Source organism: Rhodovulum marinum, assembly GCF_004343075.1.
GTDB lineage: Bacteria > Pseudomonadota > Alphaproteobacteria > Rhodobacterales > Rhodobacteraceae > Rhodovulum > Rhodovulum marinum.
This window is the reverse complement of the sequence record NZ_SLXP01000013.1, coordinates 1-18,745: the sequence shown is the minus strand read 5'-3', so window position 1 is coordinate 18,745 and position 18,745 is coordinate 1. Positions and strand designations below refer to the sequence as shown.

General features: G+C 62.5%; 9 protein-coding genes. 4 read left to right on the top strand and 5 right to left on the bottom strand.

Translation table 11 applies throughout. The features are described 5' to 3' along the window. Window positions 1–108: 108 nt before the first annotated feature. On the top strand, window positions 109–480 hold the full coding sequence (locus tag EV662_RS15980) for a DUF1127 domain-containing protein (protein ID WP_132464695.1): 372 nt from the start codon (window positions 109–111) through the stop codon (window positions 478–480). A 259-nt stretch (window positions 481–739) separates the two neighbouring features. Here the strand turns inward: EV662_RS15980 and EV662_RS15975 are convergent, their stop codons facing one another. Then, window positions 740–1,735: a DUF2333 family protein gene (locus EV662_RS15975; protein ID WP_165915624.1), complete on the bottom strand. Its 996-nt coding sequence runs from the start codon at window positions 1,733–1,735 to the stop codon at window positions 740–742. 190 nt (window positions 1,736–1,925) lie between these two features. Between EV662_RS15975 and EV662_RS15970 the strand changes: the two genes are divergently transcribed. After that, window positions 1,926–2,432, top strand: a complete 507-nt coding sequence (locus EV662_RS15970) for a sigma-70 family RNA polymerase sigma factor (protein ID WP_207903635.1) — start codon at window positions 1,926–1,928, stop codon at window positions 2,430–2,432. A gap of 11 nt (window positions 2,433–2,443) precedes the next feature. Beyond that, a complete protein-coding gene (locus tag EV662_RS15965; RefSeq protein WP_132464689.1) occupies window positions 2,444–3,250 on the top strand; it encodes an anti-sigma factor family protein in 807 nt (268 codons plus the stop codon). A 581-nt stretch (window positions 3,251–3,831) separates the two neighbouring features. Here the strand turns inward: EV662_RS15965 and EV662_RS15960 are convergent. Both EV662_RS15960 and EV662_RS15955 read right to left on the bottom strand, forming a co-directional pair. Next, window positions 3,832–7,281 (bottom strand): phospholipase D family protein, encoded by a 3,450-nt coding sequence (locus tag EV662_RS15960; RefSeq protein ID WP_132464686.1) that lies wholly within the window; start codon window positions 7,279–7,281, stop codon window positions 3,832–3,834. 58 nt (window positions 7,282–7,339) lie between these two features. After that, a complete protein-coding gene (locus EV662_RS15955) occupies window positions 7,340–10,156 on the bottom strand; it encodes a DUF3427 domain-containing protein (RefSeq protein ID WP_132464683.1) in 2,817 nt (938 codons plus the stop codon). A 452-nt stretch (window positions 10,157–10,608) separates the two neighbouring features. Between EV662_RS15955 and EV662_RS15945 the strand changes: the two genes are divergently transcribed. Then, a protein-coding gene (locus EV662_RS15945; RefSeq protein WP_132464677.1) for an IS3 family transposase occupies window positions 10,609–11,711 on the top strand; the annotation gives its coding sequence in 2 pieces (ribosomal slippage) (window positions 10,609–10,870 and window positions 10,870–11,711; 1,104 coding nt in all). Window positions 11,712–11,817: 106 nt separating this feature from the next. Here the strand turns inward: EV662_RS15945 and EV662_RS15940 are convergent. Next, entirely contained in the window at window positions 11,818–15,288 is a 3,471-nt protein-coding gene (locus tag EV662_RS15940) for an EAL domain-containing protein (protein ID WP_132464674.1), read from the bottom strand. A 392-nt stretch (window positions 15,289–15,680) separates the two neighbouring features. After that, window positions 15,681–17,855: a catalase/peroxidase HPI gene (katG, locus tag EV662_RS15935; RefSeq protein ID WP_132464671.1), complete on the bottom strand. Its 2,175-nt coding sequence runs from the start codon at window positions 17,853–17,855 to the stop codon at window positions 15,681–15,683. Window positions 17,856–18,745 lie beyond the last annotated feature (890 nt).

The following is an 18,745-nucleotide window of genomic DNA, read 5'->3' as shown; positions in this document are numbered from 1 at the left end:
CGGGGTCGGGATTCCCGGCCGCATCGCGCCTTCGCTGCGAATTCTTCAATGCGAGGGATTAAAATGCCGCCATGGGCGTTTTTCGGGCATCAAACCAAGGAGGATGCCATGACGCACACCGAAACGACTGCCGAAACCAACGAAACGCCGGTTCGTGACCGGCTGGCCAAGCTGCGCGGCTTCTGGCGTGGCAACATCATCGAATCCGTGGCCGCCCTGCATTACCGCGACCAGGATGCCTATAACGAGTGGCTGGAGGCGCGTGACACCGTCAGCATCACGGCGGCCCTGTCCCGGTTGTCTGACCGGCAGCTCGACCGGATCGGCCTGAACCGCGAGACCCTCGTCCTGGCGGTGGAGGGCATGATGGAGGCCAATACCCGCAACGGCGCGATCGTCCGCGAGGCGCTGGAAATCGTCGAACCCAGCGAGGCCCGGAAGGAACGGCGCGAGATGGCGCACGGCGTGGCGGCCGAGTAGGCGGTCAGCCGGAACTACGAGGCGGCCGGGCCGCTCGCCCGGCCTCCTCTCGAAGATCGATATGAAATGCGTGCCCTCGTTTCCGAGGCGCGCATTTTTCTTTTCCATGTGACATGGGTCGAAACTTGAACTGCCCGTCGGCTCGTCCAGATCCCGGGGCGCCCCCAATCACATCCCTCACCAGACGGCATGACGCGCACGAGCGGATCCGCCCCGGCCATGGCGCGGGGCGGATAGCGGCAATTCGAAGGTGGTCGGGCTAGCGCGTATTGCGCAGGACGCGCACCACCTCGTCGAGCTGCAGCAGCGCCCGTTTCATGAAGAATCCCTGAAGGTGAAGGTGATTGGCGAAGATGCTGCTCTCGCCCGAGGAATTCAGGACCACCAGCGGCCGCTGCGTCGCCGCCTGGCGCAGGCTGTCGAGCGTCTGCGCCCAGACTGCCTCGATCCCCATGGTCGAGATCACGCGATCGAAATCGCGGCCGAGTTCCCGCACCAGCAGGTAGGTGGCGTAGCTGAGGCCCTTGTTGAAATAGAAGATGTCATCGGAGACGCCGTCCATGAGGCCGGAATCCTGCTGTGTGTGCTGCTCGATCACCGCGGCCCGCGCACCCAGCTCGCCGAGCATCCGTTCCAGGGTTAGCACGAGCGCGTCGGGACGTGTCTCGAACGCGGCCTGGCCGGCGGCCACGCGCGCGTTGTAGGCGCGCAGCGCGTCCGCCGCGGCGCGGTACTGGGTATCGGCCGGCTGCACCGGCAGGATGGATTGCTGGAAGTCGAACAGCCAGACATCGGTCGGGAATTGCAGGAGCCCCGCCGCCTGTTCCAGGTCGCGGTCGATGGCGGAGGTGCCGTTCAGCCGGCCAATCTGCGTCTCGAGTTCAAGGGTGAACCGGCTGACCGCGCGCATCAAGCCACGCTGGAAGTTGCCCATGTTGTCGTGAAAGGCGGTCGGATAGAAGGCCGGATCGTTCGGGGCCCAGCGGTGCGTGTCGACCTCCCGCTCGATAAGCGAGGCCACCATGTCGACCGCGTGACTACCATTCTCGACGGTGGTGGGCGAGAAGTCCGGGTTCGCGTCGATGCGCTGCATGGCGGTTCCCATCCCGCCGAAATAGAGCGCGACCGCCGCGGCGATCATGATCGAGGAACGCTTCAGGATCGTTTTCGGCTGCCGTCCGAAGACGAAGCCGGAAAGCGACCCTGGCGGTCGGTCCTCTCCTGACTGGTGGGGGATGATTACGTCGTTTGCCATCTGGTCCTCCTTGTTCGGCAGGGGGTGCGGGGCGATGACGCCGCGGCGCACTTCGTTCACCGGAAAGGACGCGCGAGCCCGCGCTTTCATCCCGGCAGCGGGAAATATGCGGCGCGGGAAATTTTTTTTGACGGCGTGGGGATGAAAGTGCGGGCGGCCGCGTATGTAGTCTGAAACCAAGGAGGGAAATGTGCTGCCAGCATCGCCGAAGTCGGAGGTTCGGACCCATATTGCCAGTTTGCGCCGCTATGCACTGGTGCTGACACGCGACCATCACGAGGCCGAAGACCTCGTGCAAGAGACACTCGTCAAGGCGATTGCCAAGGTGGACAGCCTGCACCCTTCGAGCGACCTGCGCCCCTGGCTGTTCCGCATCATGCACAACACGCATGTCAGCGGGCTGCGCCGGGCGCAGGTGCGCAAGGCCGCAGAGCCGGACCTGCCCGAGCCGATCGCGCCCGAACGCCAGCACCGCCACGTCGAATTGCAGCAGGTGCTGGACGCGCTCGACCGGTTGCCCGAGGCACAGCGTCGGCCGATCGTCCTCGTGGCCCTGGAGGACATGAGCTATGCCGAAGCCGCCCGAAGCCTCGACGTGCCGCTGGGCACGTTCATGTCGCGGCTCGGACGCGGCCGGCAGGCACTGCGCAGGATCCTCGGCGAGGTCAAGCGCTCGAAGATCAGCCTGATTTCGTGAAAGGCGACGACATGAAGACCGACACAGACACCAATTCCGAGTTCGATATCGCGCTCGACCCCGACCTGCATGCCTACGTCGATGGCAAGCTGTCGCCCGACCGCATGGCCGAGATCGAGGCGCGCCTGGCGGGCGATGCCGCGCAGCGGGAAACGGTGGCCGGTTGGGCGCGCGACCGCGACCTGATCCGCGAAGCCGCGGCCGCCGCCGATGACAGGCCCGCGGATCTGCGCACCGAACTGCTCGGTCGCGAGCTGGCAAGGCGCATTCGCGCCGGGCGGGTGCGCGGCATGGTGATGCGGCCGGCGTTCCGGCAGGTCGCCGCCAGTGTCGCGATCTTCGTCGCGGGCTGGGGAGGGCATGCGGTTTACGTCTCCGGTCCGCCCGCAGCCGAGGGCCAACCCCGTTTCGTCACCCAGGCGACCGTGCTTCACAATGTCTATGACCACAGCGGTGTCGAGGAATTCGAGATCTCCGACGATCGGATGCAGGCCACGCTCGACTGGGTATCCGACCGGATGCAGCGCAAGATCGAAAGCCCCCGGCTCGAAGAACTCGGCCTTCGGGTCATCGGCGGGCGTCTGGTGAAGGGCGAGGATGGCCCGATCGCGCAGTTCACTTACGAAGAGACCGACACCGGCAGGCAGATCACCTTGTCGATGATGCCGCATCCCGAGGGCGAGCCGCTCTACTCCTATGCGGTCAGTTCGGTCTCGGGGCAGCCGGTCGCCTACTGGACGCGGGAGGGCGTGGACTACGCCGTCGTCGGCGAGAACCAAACTGCGCGGCTGTCAATGCTTGCAAGTGCGATGCGCTGATGAAAGGCAGTAAGGCCGGTCCCCGTTCTTGCGACCTTGATTGCATGACGGTCAACTCCGTCGACATGTGGGAAGCTTCGCCGCGAAACGCGGCAGTTCGCCGAAAAAACGAGAGGGCAGCGCATCCCGCCTCGGCGACGTGCGGGAATCTGGCACACGCTCCAGGGGATTCGCATATCGGGTCTCGAGCCTGCAGCGACGCAGATGCTGCGCTCGTCACGTATGTCTCGACTAGGCTGCCGGTCGTCGGCCGACATACTCATGGCGTCACAGCGTGAGAGTCGGTTTATCGCCGTGCCGCCGCATGGTGGATTCGAGCCCCAGCCTCACGGGCTCGGTTTGTGCCGCAATTGACTTGAACGTCATATTTGGGCTGCCCTACGAAATCTTACGGTTTTTGCCAGCTATCCCCAATGCCCCGCGAGGTGCGGTTCGCCGGCTGCGTGTCTTCGCGGGCGCAGCGAATGGCTGGAATGACGGGCCGCGCCGCGGCGGAGCGAGGCGGTGGTCAATAGCCGGTTAGGGCCGAGAGCGTCAACTCCCTATAGTCAATCTTGGCAGGGCTCGGAGAAAGTTCAGGCCTACGGTCTAGCTTCGAAGATAACCGCTACCCGGCTGAGAACATCTATCGGTTGCCCGTCCGACAATGCCGTGCATCGAACCAAGAGTTCCCTCATCCTGTTCTTTACAGCTGAGCGGACATCGTCTGGTTGCTCTTGGAAAGCTCGGTAAATCGCGTCGATCCCAAGATAGTCAGGGATTTCAATGCCAGACGCGCTTCTTTGGCTAACCGTTTCCTTCGCCTCGATCCAGAACACATCGAGTTCGTGTGCCCATGCTTCTGCCAGCTTTTCCAGTGTCGGCAGAGTCAAGTAACCGAAGAGCTCTTGACCAGCATCACCGGTGTCGTGTCCTGACAGGAAATTTGCGAGGGACGAAAGAAGTGAAACCGTTCGAGCCGGTCGGATATCCCAGTGGGTCAGATGCGCAAGCGTGCTGCCGAGCCTGCTGAACGTAGCTGATATCGCGTTCAGTTTTGGGCGGTGGCTTTGCATGCCTCGCCGGCGCGTTTCGGCATAGGCGGCGGATAGGTGTCTAGCTGCTTCGACCTGGTCGCCAATGATCTCTGCGCTCCCATCAACATCTCGAACGGCAATCAAACGAGGCGGTAGAACGGTAGGGTCATGGGGGCTGCCTGTGCGACCGCCCAAGAGGAGGATGGTGACTGGCTCAACTGAGGACAGAAGACAAAGTTCGGCACCCCAAAGACCGCGAGCGTTTGCGTTCCAGACCCGGTCTAGAACGTCAGCCGGCAATTCTCGCCGAAGGGCTTCAAGCTGATCAAAGTAGTTGTTGGGGCGGAGGATGCGCGGTTTCTTGACCTGTTCTAGAACAAGATCGGTCAGATCACCGGCAGAAAACTCAACCAGCTCTGATGGTAGGTCTTCGGCGCCAACACCTGAAAGGAGAGCGATGCTCGCGACACGAGCGCGCGCCTTGTGGTCTGATGACAGAACTAGACCGGGAAGGTCGAAGGTGTAGTAGTGGATGCGGGAGTTGGGGCTGTCGATCCGGTCGATCCGCCCCAACCCCTGAATGAGGCTCTTGACGTCGGACGTGACGCCAATGATCCCAAGCGCAGAGGCGATTTGGAGGTTGATTCCTTCGGCCATTTGGAATGTGAGGAACATGGCCCGGGGCTTCAGCGGGGCGACATGTTTCCCGTCGATGCCGAAATACTCCTGCGCATCTGCGCCAGATCGGATGTGATGCAGCTTCTTGCCGGTTTTGATCCTTGCACCAGGTGCGACCACGAAGACCTCAGGCCCTCGTCCGCGTTGCCCAGCAAGAAGCCTGGCATAAACCTCGAGCACGCCGACCCGTTCAGCAAGGAAGATGGCATGGCCATGCTTTCGAAGGATGTCTCGCATGGCACCGGCCCGGGCTTCATCAATGCTGTCGAGGCTGAGATGATTCAGAAGCCTACTGATCCGATCGCAAATCGGTGTTTCACTTTCGTCGGCTTCGACATCAACTTCCTCGGGCAAAACTCCGTCCGGAATGGCAAGGCCGCGGGCGTTTTGTTTCTCGGCGCGTCTTAGGTTTTCTCCGATTGATGCCCGCCCTCGCTGATCGGCTTCGCTGTCGCGCTCTCTGGACCATTCTTCGCGTGCAAAGGTTATCGACGCGCGCAGCAAAGCGAGGAAGTTCCGGATGTGAATGCGCGATTTGTCGTGGAATTTGATTTCTGTGTGTGCGGCGCGTTGGGGATCAGCAGAAACAAGGGTCACCCCAGTCGTAATGCATTCCGCCAATGCCTTGATTCGCTCAATAATTTGGCGCTGATGATCACTCAACGCCGTATCCTCTCGGTGGCTTCGGATCGTTGGGTAAACGAAAGCGCCGGACTTTCGATCCGCACTCTCCCCAATGCAATCCCGTTGGCGCCGCACGACGTACGGCGCCAGGGCGTCGGCCAATCCTTCCTGAAGCGCACTGATTTGCAGCCCGCCGGTCTCTAGCTGGCGTTCGACTTTGTTGACTTCGACCTGTAGTGCTTCCGCGCTGTCGAACAGGTCGTCCTGCACGCTTTGATCTTCGATCCGGCGGTTCATGTGTTCGAGGTAGCGCACAAGTTCTCCACGCTTTCGAACTTTGGCCATGTGTTGGTTGATCTGCTCCGTCATGGGCGGAGGCACGTAGATCGAGGCGCGTTTCTCATGGAATGCGAGCAAGCCATCCAGACCTTGGTTTCCCATGAGCGTGGCAGACAAGCAGGCGGTCCAGATCGCCGGGCTGCGTTCGAAAACAAGCGAGCGTGCAGAAGGCGCAAGGTATCGCGAGCTCAGCCGGTGGCTTTCATCAACGATCATTGATGCAGACGAACGGACCGCCCGGTTTATCTCTTCGAGTTCTGAAGTCTCCTCCTTACCTCGCCGCGACAGGTGACTGTGCTTGATGGGTTTGAAGTTCGCAGGCGCGTTCGTTGTCCAGTTCTTCAGAACGCTGGCAGGTATCAGGGCGAGCGAGCCAAGCCGTTGTTGATCGGCGCGCTCTCCCCAGGAAAAGACCGTCTGCCCATGGCTGACCGGTAGAACCGTCGCCAGGTGTTTTCCGATGTCGGTTTTCCCGGCACCAGTTGGCGCTTCGACAAAGGCAAAGCCGTGTTCATAGACCGTTCCTGCAGCCTCATAGACAAGATCGGCCTGGAAGGGTTGAGGCGGACGTCCGGCGCTGGTTTCGCCTGCGACACGCCAGGGGGTGAAGGTTGTGGCTTCGTGAACTGTTCTGGCCACCGCTTCTTCGGGTGAGACAAGGCGGATCAGCGCTCGCAGGATTTCCAGCGCTGTTTCAGTCCAATCGCGCCCCATGTCCCAATACTGCTCAGCGGCCGTTCGACGCGCAGTCGCAAGTTCGGGCCAGGCATCGGCGTCGTCCATGAATTCCAGATTGCGGCGCAAACCGTTGATCGAGAAATTGGCACTTCCCGAAAGTGCCTTGTCCCCACCTACAAAAAGCTTCGCGTGAAGCATTGGTGGACGGCGCCCTAGTTTTTCTTCTGCCAGATCAGGGTCGAAAATACGGAACTTGATGATCCCGCGCTCGATTGCGTCCATCGCAAGCACTGCGCGCAGATCGGCCAAATCAACAACCGAAAAGCCCCTTGCGCCAAGGAAATGCTGGCGCGCTTCTTCGGCCACTGACCGGCCGCTGCCGCCTAGAGCCTGTCGTGTTTCGGAGTTGGAGCCAAATACGATGCGGATGCTGCCCTCTGGGCGCTCGTCAAGTTTGTCGACCGCTTCGAGCAAGATTGTCAGAGAAGATAGGAAGTCCTGGTATCCTGTGACAATCAAACAACTCGGTTGCCTCAGAACGGACTTGACCAAGTCACTTACCGAGCGCGTTGCATTGTCGCCCCAGGCCTCATGTCCAGACGCAGGAGGCACTTCGGTCGCGCGCTCATCTCGATCAGAATCGCCTCCGCGCGAGAAGAACCGTGAAATCAGTCCCTGCCGCTCTGTGGTTGCCATGTGCCGTTGTCTTCCTATGCCGCTGGGGGCAAAGCTAAATTTGGTTTTTTCTAAGCTATCAGTCTTGATTTGGAATTCCGAGCTCCGCCCAAAGCTCGCGCGGTACCGGCGACACTAAATCCCACTGTACTTCGATTGGCTTCTCACCTTTCCATCCGGCGAACCTGGGATGCCCACAATAGATGAACGGATTGACCTTGCCGTTCACCTTGTTCCCGCGGCGGATGAAAAGGTGCACTTCGTGCCCTTCCTCGCCGTTGATGACCCGGCCGTGCTTGCTATCCTGCCGCGTCTGGTTCTGGCTGAACCATTTCAGTCGTGACGGGTCGAGAAACGCGTTTTCGTAGGTCAGGTCCTGGGTCGAGACATTTGCGAAAAGGATCATGATCTTCTTTTCTGGCAGCGCCTTCATACCGGTGCGCCAGAGGTTTTGCTTGTACTCTTCGCCAAAGAACCCGGCGATGTCAGGAACGTAATAGCGCTGCCAAAGCGCCAGTTCTTTCGGCTTGCCGACAAAGGTCGCGGATGCCTCGGCGGCCTCGCGCAGGGCGGGCGTCTCCGCCAGACGCCATTCGACCAACTCGCGCACAAGCGGTTCCAAGTCGCCGGAGGAGTCAGGTCGCGCCAGCCGAAAGCCGCCGCGGCCCTGCGCCAGGTGCGGGTTGAAGGCCAGCTCTGACGCCCCTTCGCTCGGTGGGCGTCCGGCTACGACGTCGTGCAAGCCGGTCAACGCGGATCGGGACAGCCCCTTGGGACGCTCCAACTCGCGCAGCAACCGGCCGTGGGTGGCGAAGGGACGTTCGGGCATTGGGTCACCCATGTCCCGGACGAAGTCGAACCAGCCGCCGTGGCCAGAAGCGCGGGGATCGAAGCCGTTGCGGAAGACTTCGACTGCCGTCGGGCGGATCCCGTTCCGGTCCCTGAAATCGACGTAGAAGGCTTCGAGTTCCGCCGCGCCTTCCTTCGGGCGGAGCAAACTGCGCAAGATGTCCATGACCTCGAGCTCATAGGTGATCTCGCAACCCTTCGGCATCTGGAATTCGCCAGCTTGAAGCGCCTCCAGCTTGGTCGAGATCGAGCGATCCCCTGCGCCGGCCTGCAGAAGGGTCGCGACCTTGGTCAGGAAGCTGCGGTGGTTGCCGATATAGTCGATCACCTGCAGCACCTTTCCCTCGACGCGGCGCAGGCCGCGGCCGAGTTGCTGCAGCCAGATAATCGCGCTTTCGGTGGGGCGCAGCATTAGCACGGTGCCTATCTCGGGCACGTCCACGCCTTCGTTGAACATGTCGACCGCGAAGAGGATGTCGATCTCGCCGCGACCAAGCGCTGCCAGGGAACTTGCTCGAGGTGCGGAGCTTTGGCCCGAATGGACGGCAACAGCCTTCAGACCGGCGGTGCGGAAGTAATCCGCCATGTAGTCGGCGTGGCGCATAGAACAGCAAAAGCCGATCGCTGGGCCGGTTGCGCGCTTGCGGTATTGTTCCAACGCATTTAGCGCCCGCGCCTCGGTGGCCAGGGCTGCGTCTAGCGCGGTCGGGTCGAACTGGCCGGAACGCCAGGGGATTTGTGCGTAATCCACGTCATCCGGAACGCCGAAATAGTGGAAGGGCGACAGATGTCCCGCGTCGATCCCGCGAAACAGGTCGCATTCGTAGACGAGGTTTTCGCCGCAAAGGCCAAGCAAGTCGGCGCCATCCGTCCGGTCGGGCGTAGCGGTCAGGCCGAGCAGGAAGCCGGGCGTGAAATGCTCGATCAGCTTCTGGTAGGTGCGGGCCGCGGCGTGGTGGAATTCATCAACCACGATATAGTCGAAATGGTCCCGGTCGAATTGGCGCAAGTGACCGACGCGGCCAAGTGTCTGAACCGAGGCGAAGAGGATTTCTGAATCTGCCTCCTTCTCGGTGCCAGTGTAGCGGCCGAGCTTGGCTTCGGGGCGCACCTTGCGAAAGGCCGCCATCGCTTGGGTCAGAATTTCGTCGCGATGGGCAACGAAGAGGATGCGGCCCGCCCTGGCACGGATCGTGTCGAAGGCGGCGAGCCAGGTCTTACCCAGCCCGGTGGCCAGCACGACAAGCCCGGCGCGGTGGCCGTTCGATCGGCTTTTTGCAAGGGCCGCCAGCGCCTCCTGCTGGATCGTGTGCGGCTCGGGTGGAGGGCCTTCCTCGGCCACGATGCGAGCAGTGAACTCGGGCATTGGCCTTGCCCTGCGGCGTTTGGCATAGGCATCGATCCACGCCGCCGTCAGCGGCTTGACCTCAGGTCGCGCCAGCAGGTCCTCGAAGGCCGCTCCGACGCTGTCTGCCGCATCCTCGAAATGCAGGTTCCATTCCACACCATCGGTCAGCGCCGATTGAGACAGGTTCGAACTGCCGACGATCGCCGCCCCGCGTGCATCGGCGGCGCGGAACAGCCAGGCCTTCGGGTGAAAGCTGAGGCCTCCCGTTTCGAACACGAAGAGCTCGGCGCCTTCCAGGTCCAGCAGGCGCGCCAACGCCGTCGGGTCGGTCGTGTCGAGATAGTCGCCCACCACGATCCTGAGCCGCCCGCCGCGCGCCAGCAGCTCTCGGAACCAGGGCTCAAGCAGGGCCACGCCGCTGTCCATGGCGAAGGCAATTGCCAAGTCGACCGAGTGCGCGGTGTCGAGACGCTCGGCGAGCAGCGGCAGAAGCGGATCGCGGCCGCCGGTTGTCAGACGCGCCGTACTGGCTTCCCGCAGGTGAAAATGGCCGTGATCGGATGAGGCAGCAAAACCAGCCGTGCCGCGACCAAGTGCGGTGCCCACTTCGGCCAGCATCGCCATCTGCTCCGAGAGGGTCAGGTCATCCCACGCCGGCACATGCCGAGGGGCGGGGATCAGTCCGGCCTCACGGTTCATGCAGATCGGGCAGGTGAAGCGCGGGTTAGTCACACTCGTCCAGATTGATCTTCTTTACTGTCACCATTCCTAAGGATCGCCGGCGTCATGTCCAGGCGCTGCGGCGATGCGGCACCGGCCCGAGCAGTGAACTCCGGCCTCAATCCCCATCGGAAAAGTGGGACACTTATCCGAAAAAACCCAATAAACATGGTGAAAGAAAAAAGTCCCACCGCCTCGTAACTTTTTATAATAAAATCAACAATTTATGCCGCCCCCGGGCACCATTACCAACAGGTAAGCCTCTGTTTCCCTTAAGTTTTCGCTGATGAGAGCTGGAGGCGTAGACCATGCTGGAGACCAAATCTGCACCCTTGACATTTGTGAAGCAGTGATCTGATTCCCGATAACTGGACCGTTTGAAGCTGGAGTTTTCCGCTACGCTTTCCCGGCTGGGAGAGGAGCGGAATCGAATGAAGGCGAGCAAATTTTCGGACGCGCAGAAGGCGTTCATCCTGAAGCAGGGCGAAGAAGGCACGCCCGTTGCCGAGATCTGTCGCAAGGCGGGGATCAGCCAAGCGACCTCCTTTGCCTGGAAGAAGAAGTATGCGGGGCTTCTGCCCGACGAGATGCGCAGGCTGAAGCAACTCGAGGACGAGAACGCGCGGCTGAAGAAGATCGTGGCTGACCTGACGCTCGACCGCGAGATGCTGCAGGACGTCGTCCGCCGAAAGCTCTGAAGCCTGGTCGCACGCGCGAACTCATTCGTGGGATGTGCCGCGATTGGGCGGTCTCGATCCGTCAGGCTTGTGGGGCCATCGGATTCGACCGCTCGACGTTTCACTACAAGTCCCGCCGCACCGATCAGGCAGCCGTCGAGAAACGGATCCGGGAAATCTGCGAGACTCGGGTCCGCTACGGCTATCGACGCGTCCACGTCCTACTGGAGCGCGAGGGCTGGGGCATCAACATCAAGAAAGTCTACCGCATTTACAGGGAGTTGGGTTTGCAGCTGAGAAACAAGACACCCAGGCGCCGCGTGAAGGCTAAGTTGCGCGACGATCGGGTCGAAGCGGTCGGCCCAAACCAGGTCTGGGCTATGGACTTCGTGCATGACCAACTGGCGACAGGCAAGAAGATCCGCGTCCTCACCGTTGTCGATACCTTCTCGCGTTACGTGCCGGTTCTGGATGCACGTTTCAGCTATCGCGGCGAAGACGTCGTCGCGACGCTTGATCGGGTTTGCCGGAAAGCAGGCTATCCGGCGACGGTCCGGGTCGATCAGGGCACCGAGTTTGTGTCGTGCGACATGGATCTCTGGGTCTATCAGCGTGGCGTAGTTCTGGACTTCTCGCGCCCAGGCAAACCGACGGACAACGCCTTCATTGAGGCATTCAACGGTCGGTTCCGGACGGAATGCCTGAACCAGCACTGGTTCATGACCCTTGCGGACGCCGCCGAAAAGCTGGAGGCTTGGCGTAGATACTACAACGAGGAACGGCCACACGGCGCGATCGGCAATAAGGTTCCGATCATGCTGACCAAATCGGGGGGCGCCACCAGCCCGTCACCCTGAGCGTAGCCGGAAAACTCTGCCCACGGGCGGTCCAAGGTTGGGGAGCAGAGCAGAACCAATCGGGCTCCGGTCGCGGCTGGATGAAAGTTCAGTGGCAGGTCACGGCCTATGCGCAGCGTCGGTCCGTTGCCAGAACGTATCTGAGGAAATCCTCCTCGCTCAGAGGGCGTGCGAAAAGATAGCCCTGCATCGTGTCGCAGCCGCTTTTTCGGATGATGTCGGCCTGTTCCTCGGTTTCCACCCCTTCGGCGATCGTCGATATGCACAGGGTTTCGGCAATCTCGACGATGGCAAGAAGCAGGTTGCAGGAACGGTCGTCATGGGCCACGGGTGCCACGATCCTGCGGTCGATCTTGAGCGCGGAGGGCGCGATTTCCATCAATCCGATGATCGATGCGTGACCCGAGCCGAAATCGTCGATCTCGATGTCGATGCCGGCTTCGCGGATCATGTCGAGGTGGAAACGGAAGGCATCGCTCTCCTCCTCGACCAGGATCGATTCCAGAAGTTCGAAGGTGACGTTCGTCTGTTCGGCCACCATCTCGCGGGCCAGGCTGACCACGTCGGGGTCGTGCATCCGCCCCGACGAGACATTGAAACTGATCTTGGGCACCCGTACCCCGCGGCTGCGCCATCGCGCCAGCGCCGTCCGCGACTTTTCCATCATCAGGCGGTCGATCTCGGGCACGATCCTCAGTTGCTCGGCCACGCGCATGAAGGCGTCCGGCGCAAGCAGGCCTTTTTCGGGATGGTTCCACCTGAGCAAGGTCTCGACGCCCACCAGGCTGCCATCGGCCGCGGAAACCTGGGGCTGGAAGAATGGAACGAACTGGTCGCGCTCCAGTGCCTCTTGCAATTCCGCGGCGATGCGCCGGTCTTCGAGGATGCCGTGATGGAGTTCCGGTGTGAAGAACTCGATGCGGTTTCGTCCGCCCGCCTTTGCACGGTAAAGCGCGGCATCGGCAAAAAGCTGCAATTCCTCCCCAAGTTCGGTGATGTCCCCGATTTCCGCGATGCCGAAGGAGACACCGAACCGGCATTGGCGGCCGTTGTAGAGCATGGGCTTCGCAAGCCTGGTCCGAATGCGTTCGACCAGCTCTTCGGCGGCGTTGCGCCCCAAGCCGGGCGCAAGCAGCACCGAGAATTCGTCGCCCCCGATGCGTGCGGCGACATCGCCGGCGCGCAGGCTTTCGCGCAGGACGTCCGCAAGGTGTTTGAGCACCTGGTCACCGGCCTCGTGGCCAAGGGTGTCATTCACGTATTTGAAGTGGTCTATATCGACCCGGATCAGCGTGCAGACGGTGGGCCCGCCCGTTCGCGCGGCCTCGCGTCTGCGGCCGAGCATCCGGTCATAGCAGCGTCGGTTCGGCAGGCCCGTCAGTGCATCATGCAGCGCCTGATGTTCGTTCTCCGCGCGCATCTCTTCGGCGAGTCTGTGGGCTCGGCGAAGTTCCGCCTCTCTTTCCGCGTCGGCCGTGACGTCACGCAGCGCACCGGTCCAGATGACTGCTCCATCGGCGCCCTCACGAGGGGTGGCGGTCGCGTTGAGCCAGAGCGTACCACGCTCGGGATGCAGGAACCGGAAGCGGTTGTTGCGCGGGGTCAACTTCCGGCTGCTTTCGTCGACCCCGGAGGTATAGCGGTCAAAGTCCTCTGGATGGATGCGCTTGGCCATTTCGGCCTGCAGTTCCTGCATCGCGCCTTGGGGGCATCCGATAAGCTCGTCGAAATGCGCGCTGGTATAGGTGAAGCGGACGTTCATCGGGCCATACCAGTGGAATTCGTAAAGGCCGACAGGCGCGATCTCGGCGACCGAGGACAACCGTTCGTGCGCGCGGCGTACTTCCGCGGCGGCCTCTTCGGCGCGCTTCTCGATCTTGCATTGCTCGGTGATGTCGATGACCGTGCCATACCAGATCACCGCACCATCGGTCTGGGCGGAGGGGATCGAGGACAGCATGAGCCAGCACAGCCCCTTCTCGGGATGCGCCAGCCGGTAGCGCACGCTCAGCGGCGTGAGCGTGTCGCGGGAATGGCGGATGCGCTCGAACAGCATCGGGGCATCTTCGGGATGGATGTTGCGCGCCGCGGTTGCGCCATCGGCCTCCATTTCCTCGCGTGGCACGCCCAGGATGTCGGACAGGCGCGCGCTGAAATAAGGCAGGTCGATGGACCCGTTCTTGTCCTCGCGATATTCGAAAATCGCGCCCGGCGCGTTGTCGGCAAGGGTGTTCAGGCGTTCTCGCGCCCGGCGCGCGACAGTTGCGGCCTGGGCGAGCTTCGCCTCGTTCTCCTTGTTTTGGTCGGTGCTGATCACGGCGCCCGCCAGCAGCGGTGGTTGCGACGGGTCGGAAGATTCCATCCAGCTCGCGACCGCCCGGTACCAGTGATAGGTTCCATCGCCATGGCGCAGGCGGTGTTCATGTTCGTAAAGCGCGGTGCGGCGCTGCTGCAGCGCCTCCATCGCTTCGACCGCTCCGGGTAGGTCGTCGGGATGGATAAGGCCGCGCCAGCCCGTATCGGTCGAGGGGAAGGCGCCGGGTTCGTAGCCGAGAAGCCGGTATGTCGCATCGGTGGCCCAGCCCTGATCGCGCCCGGGGTTCACCGAGAAATGGCCGATTCCGCCCCGCAGCGAGGTGATCTTCAGCATCTCCTCGCGCATCTGTGCATTCAGACGCGCCGCCTCTGCCTCGGCAAGGGCCGAGGCCAGCCGTTCCTCGATCTGGATGCGTTCGCTGGTTTCCGCGAAGCTGCCGCAGATCATGTAGGGCAGACCCGACCCGGTGCGTTCGACCTTTTGCCCCTTGGACGTAACGGCACACCAACTGCCGTCGGCGCGTCTGACCCTGAACGCGAGGCCGTAATGGTCGGTCTCGCCCCTCTCGATCGCGGCATGGGCTTCGGCCACTGCCGGCAGATCGGCGGGATGGATCAGTTCGCGGAATTCGGACGAAGTCATCTTGACCTCTGGCGGCAGACCCAGCAGCGCCGTGATGTTGTCGCCGAACCAGGAAACACCGGTGTCGGGAACGCGATACCAGGGCACGACCCTGCCCATGGTGGTGGCGATGTGCAGGATTTCAGCCCTGGCTCGGGCTTCGTCGCGCTTGTCGCGCACCTGTTTCAGGGCCTGCGAAAGACCCCCCGGCAGCAGGCCGCAGCGGTCGGGGTCGAACCCCGGGCCCTGCAGGTCGGGCGGGGGTAGGGGATGCGCGCGCGGCGGATCGTCCGCCTGTGGCACCGGTCGCCCCTGGCCGAGAACGCCTGCGAACTTTCCATCCAGATGCAATGCGCTCAGCAGACAGTCGAGCCTGCGGTCAGGGCCGACACCTGGACGAAGGGCGAGGGTCAGGCGCGCGGTGCTGGCAGTTCCGTCGAACAATGGGCGGCTGGCCTCAGCCAGTGCATCCCTGTCGCGTGGTGAAACAAGGCTGCAGAATGCCCGGCCCGCAGGCACGGCCAGTTCGGCACGGAACGCGGGGTTTGCGGCAACGAGGTCCCCGTCGGACGTCATCAGCCAGGCCGGCCCGCTGAGCGCGCCGATCAGACTGTCGAATTGCCGAATGCCGCGATCCATGTAAGTGCCACCGTCCGTTGCGGGCCGTGCACCAACTGATCGCCGGGATTTCTTGTGGATGGTTTAAAAAGCGAAGGATCGTTCGATTTTGCCGTTTTTTCTTGCCGGGTCGGCCGCGGGTCCAGTGGCGTTTTCCGCTTGCGACGCGGATGACGATCACATGCACGATGGCCTTGTCCGGTTGGACAAGCCCGCGGCCAAGGTCAATCTGCGGACCATGCAAAGGGCCCTTTGGGCGAAATGCGATCAATTTAAATCAATCGCGTAATCATCGCATCGGGCGCCGTTGCGCGCCCGGACGATGCCCTTGGCCACAGCGGCGGCCTGGGGCCTTAAAAAACGAAAAGGACGCGGCCATTTCGGGCCGCGTCCCATCCTTCGGGTCGAACCGCTTAGGCCAGGTCGAAGCGATCGGCGTTCATCACCTTGGTCCAGGCCGCGACGAAATCGTGTACGAACTTCTCGGCATTGTCGTCCTGGGCATAAACCTCGGCATAAGCCCGGAGGATCGAGTTCGAGCCGAACACGAGGTCCATGCGGGTCGCCGTCCACTTGACCGCGTCCGTCTTGCGGTCGCGGATTTCGTAGATGCCATCGCCCGTGGGCACCCAGCGATAGGCCATGTCCGTCAGGTTGACGAAGAAATCGGTGGTCAACGCGCCCTCGCGGTCGGTGAACACGCCGTGCTTGGTGCCGCCATGGTTGGTGCCCAACGCCCGCATGCCGCCGACAAGGCAGGTCATCTCGGCCGCTGTCAGGCCCAGAAGTTGCGTGCGGTCCAGCATCAATTCCTCGGGGCTGACCACATAGTCCTTCTTCAGCCAGTTGCGGTAGCCGTCGGCGACCGGTTCCAGCACGTCGAAGGACGCGGCATCCGTCATCTCGTCGGTCGCGTCGCCGCGGCCCGGCGCGAAGGGCACCTCGATGTCGAACCCGGCCGCCTTGGCCGCCTGCTCGATGCCGACATTGCCGGCCAGCACGATCACGTCGGCCACGCTTGCGCCGGTTTCGGCCGCGATGGGTTCCAGCACCGACAGCACCTTCTGCAGGCGGTCGGGCTCGTTGCCCTCCCAGTCCTTCTGGGGCGCCAGGCGGATGCGCGCGCCGTTGGCCCCGCCGCGCAGGTCCGAGCCGCGGAAGGTGCGCGCGCTGTCCCAGGCGGTGGCGACCATCTCGGCCACGCTCAGGCCGCTGGCTGCGATCTTGGCCTTGACCGCGGCCACGTCATAGCCCGTGGGGCCCGCCGGGATCGGATCCTGCCAGATCAGGTCCTCTTGCGGCGCCTCGGGGCCGATGTAGCGCGATTTCGGACCCATGTCGCGATGGGTCAGTTTGAACCAGGCGCGGGCGAAGGTGTCCTGGAAATACTCGGGATCGGCCATGAATTTCTGGCAGATCTCATTGTAAATCGGGTCCATCTTCATCGCCATGTCGGCGTCGGTCATGATCGGGTTGTGCCGGATCGAGGGGTCGGTGGCATCCACCGGCTTGTCCTCTTCCTTGATGTCGATCGGTTCCCATTGCCAGGCGCCGGCGGGCGATTTCTTCAACTCCCACTCATAGCCGAACAAGAGCTTGAAATAGCCCATGTCGAACTTGGTCGGATGGGTGGTCCAGGCGCCCTCGATGCCGCTGGTGACGGCATTCGCCGCCTTGCCGCCCATGTTGGGATTGGCCCAGCCAAAACCCTGGTTCTCGACGCCCGCCGCTTCGGGGTCGGGGCCAAGCGCGGCCGCGTCGCCATTGCCGTGGCACTTGCCGACGGTGTGGCCGCCCGCGGTCAGCGCGGCGGTTTCCTCGTCGTTCATCGCCATACGCGCAAAGGTCTCGCGCACCTGTTCGGCGGTTTTCAGCGGGTCGGGCTGGCCGTTCACCCCCTCGGGGTTCACGTAGATCAGGCCCATCTGCACCGCGGCCAGCGGGTTTTCCATCGTCGCCGGGTTCGCCACGTCCTCGTAGCGTTCGTCCGACGGCGCCAGCCATTCCTTTTCCGCGCCCCAGTAGATGTCTTTCTCGGGGTGCCAGATATCCTCGCGGCCGAAGGCGAAACCAAAGGTCTTCAGCCCCATGTCCTCATAGGCCACGTTACCGGCCAGGATGATCAGGTCGGCCCAGCTGATCTTGTTGCCATATTTCTTCTTGATCGGCCACAGCAGGCGCCGCGCCTTGTCCAGGCTGACATTATCCGGCCAGGAGTTCAGCGGCGCGAAGCGCTGGTTGCCGGTGCCGCCGCCACCGCGGCCATCGGCCAACCGATAGGACCCGGCCGCGTGCCAGGCCATGCGGATCATCAGCCCGCCGTAATGGCCCCAGTCCGCCGGCCACCAGTCCTGGCTGTCGGTCATCAGCGCGCGAAGATCGGCCTTGAGCGCGTCGACATCCAGCTTCTTGACCTCGTCACGATAGGAATAGCCCTTGCCCATCGGGTTGGTCTTGGTGTCGTGCTGGTGCAGGATGTCCAGGTTAAGCGCATTCGGCCACCAATCCATCACATCCTTGCCGACGGCCGTATTGCCGCCGTGCATGACCGGGCAACCGCCTGTCTTGGGGATATCGTTTCCGTCCATCTCTCGCTCTCCGTTCGTGGCTTTCATGCGTCGACTATCTTGCGGGCGGTGTCGTGGTCCGGACGCTACAGGATCGGCCGCGCGCAATCTCTCTGCGGCTGACCCCAGTGTTGCCATCGTGGCGCGACGGCCTTGGTGCCCGGGTGTCACTCGACTCCTCCCTCTGGGTCTTTTAGCGGAAACATTTGATTGGAATAAGTTCGATTTGATGATTGATGCGATAATTTGCAATTATCATTCATGGGCCGCCATGCTGGGTCCGTCAGGCATGGCGCGTTGAGCTTGCCGCGCGCCACGCCCATGATGGCAATGGAAGGGTCATGGCCCGAGGCCCCGAAAGAAAGCCCCTCTTCCCGGGCAGGTATGATGTTGCGGTGCCGGCCGCGCAAGGCGTGGTGAATTCGGTTGTTTCCCGGACCCTCAGCCGTACCGGTCCAACCGCAACCGCAGCGGTTGACACTTGGTCACCGATTTCGGTCCTGCGCCCGCGGCAAAATGCGTTTCCTTCTGGCCCGAAGCGGCTGGCCGGGTCGTACGCGATGGCGGCGGCAGGTGGGTGGTTTCATTCGGACTTGCGCGGCGACAGGGGGCGGCGATGGATCAGGATCAACTGGATTCCCCGCGCGGTTGCCCGTCGAACGGTTGAAACGCGCCGTCCGTGCCTTTCCTGAAAGACTCGTCTTTTTTCGCGTCCGGCGTTGTGCCGGTTCGCGGAGGGATCGGTCGAGGCGCCGGGGGAGGGGGCGCGGGGGTGGTTGTTCTGCGTGGGGGGCGCGCCTTGCGAAATTCGGAAAAGGGGCGCCCGGGTTTTGCCGGGCGCCCCTTGGTCCTGCCGGTGTGGCGGGACGGGATCAGAAGTCCTGCCATGCGTTTGTGTCGTTGACGGCGGC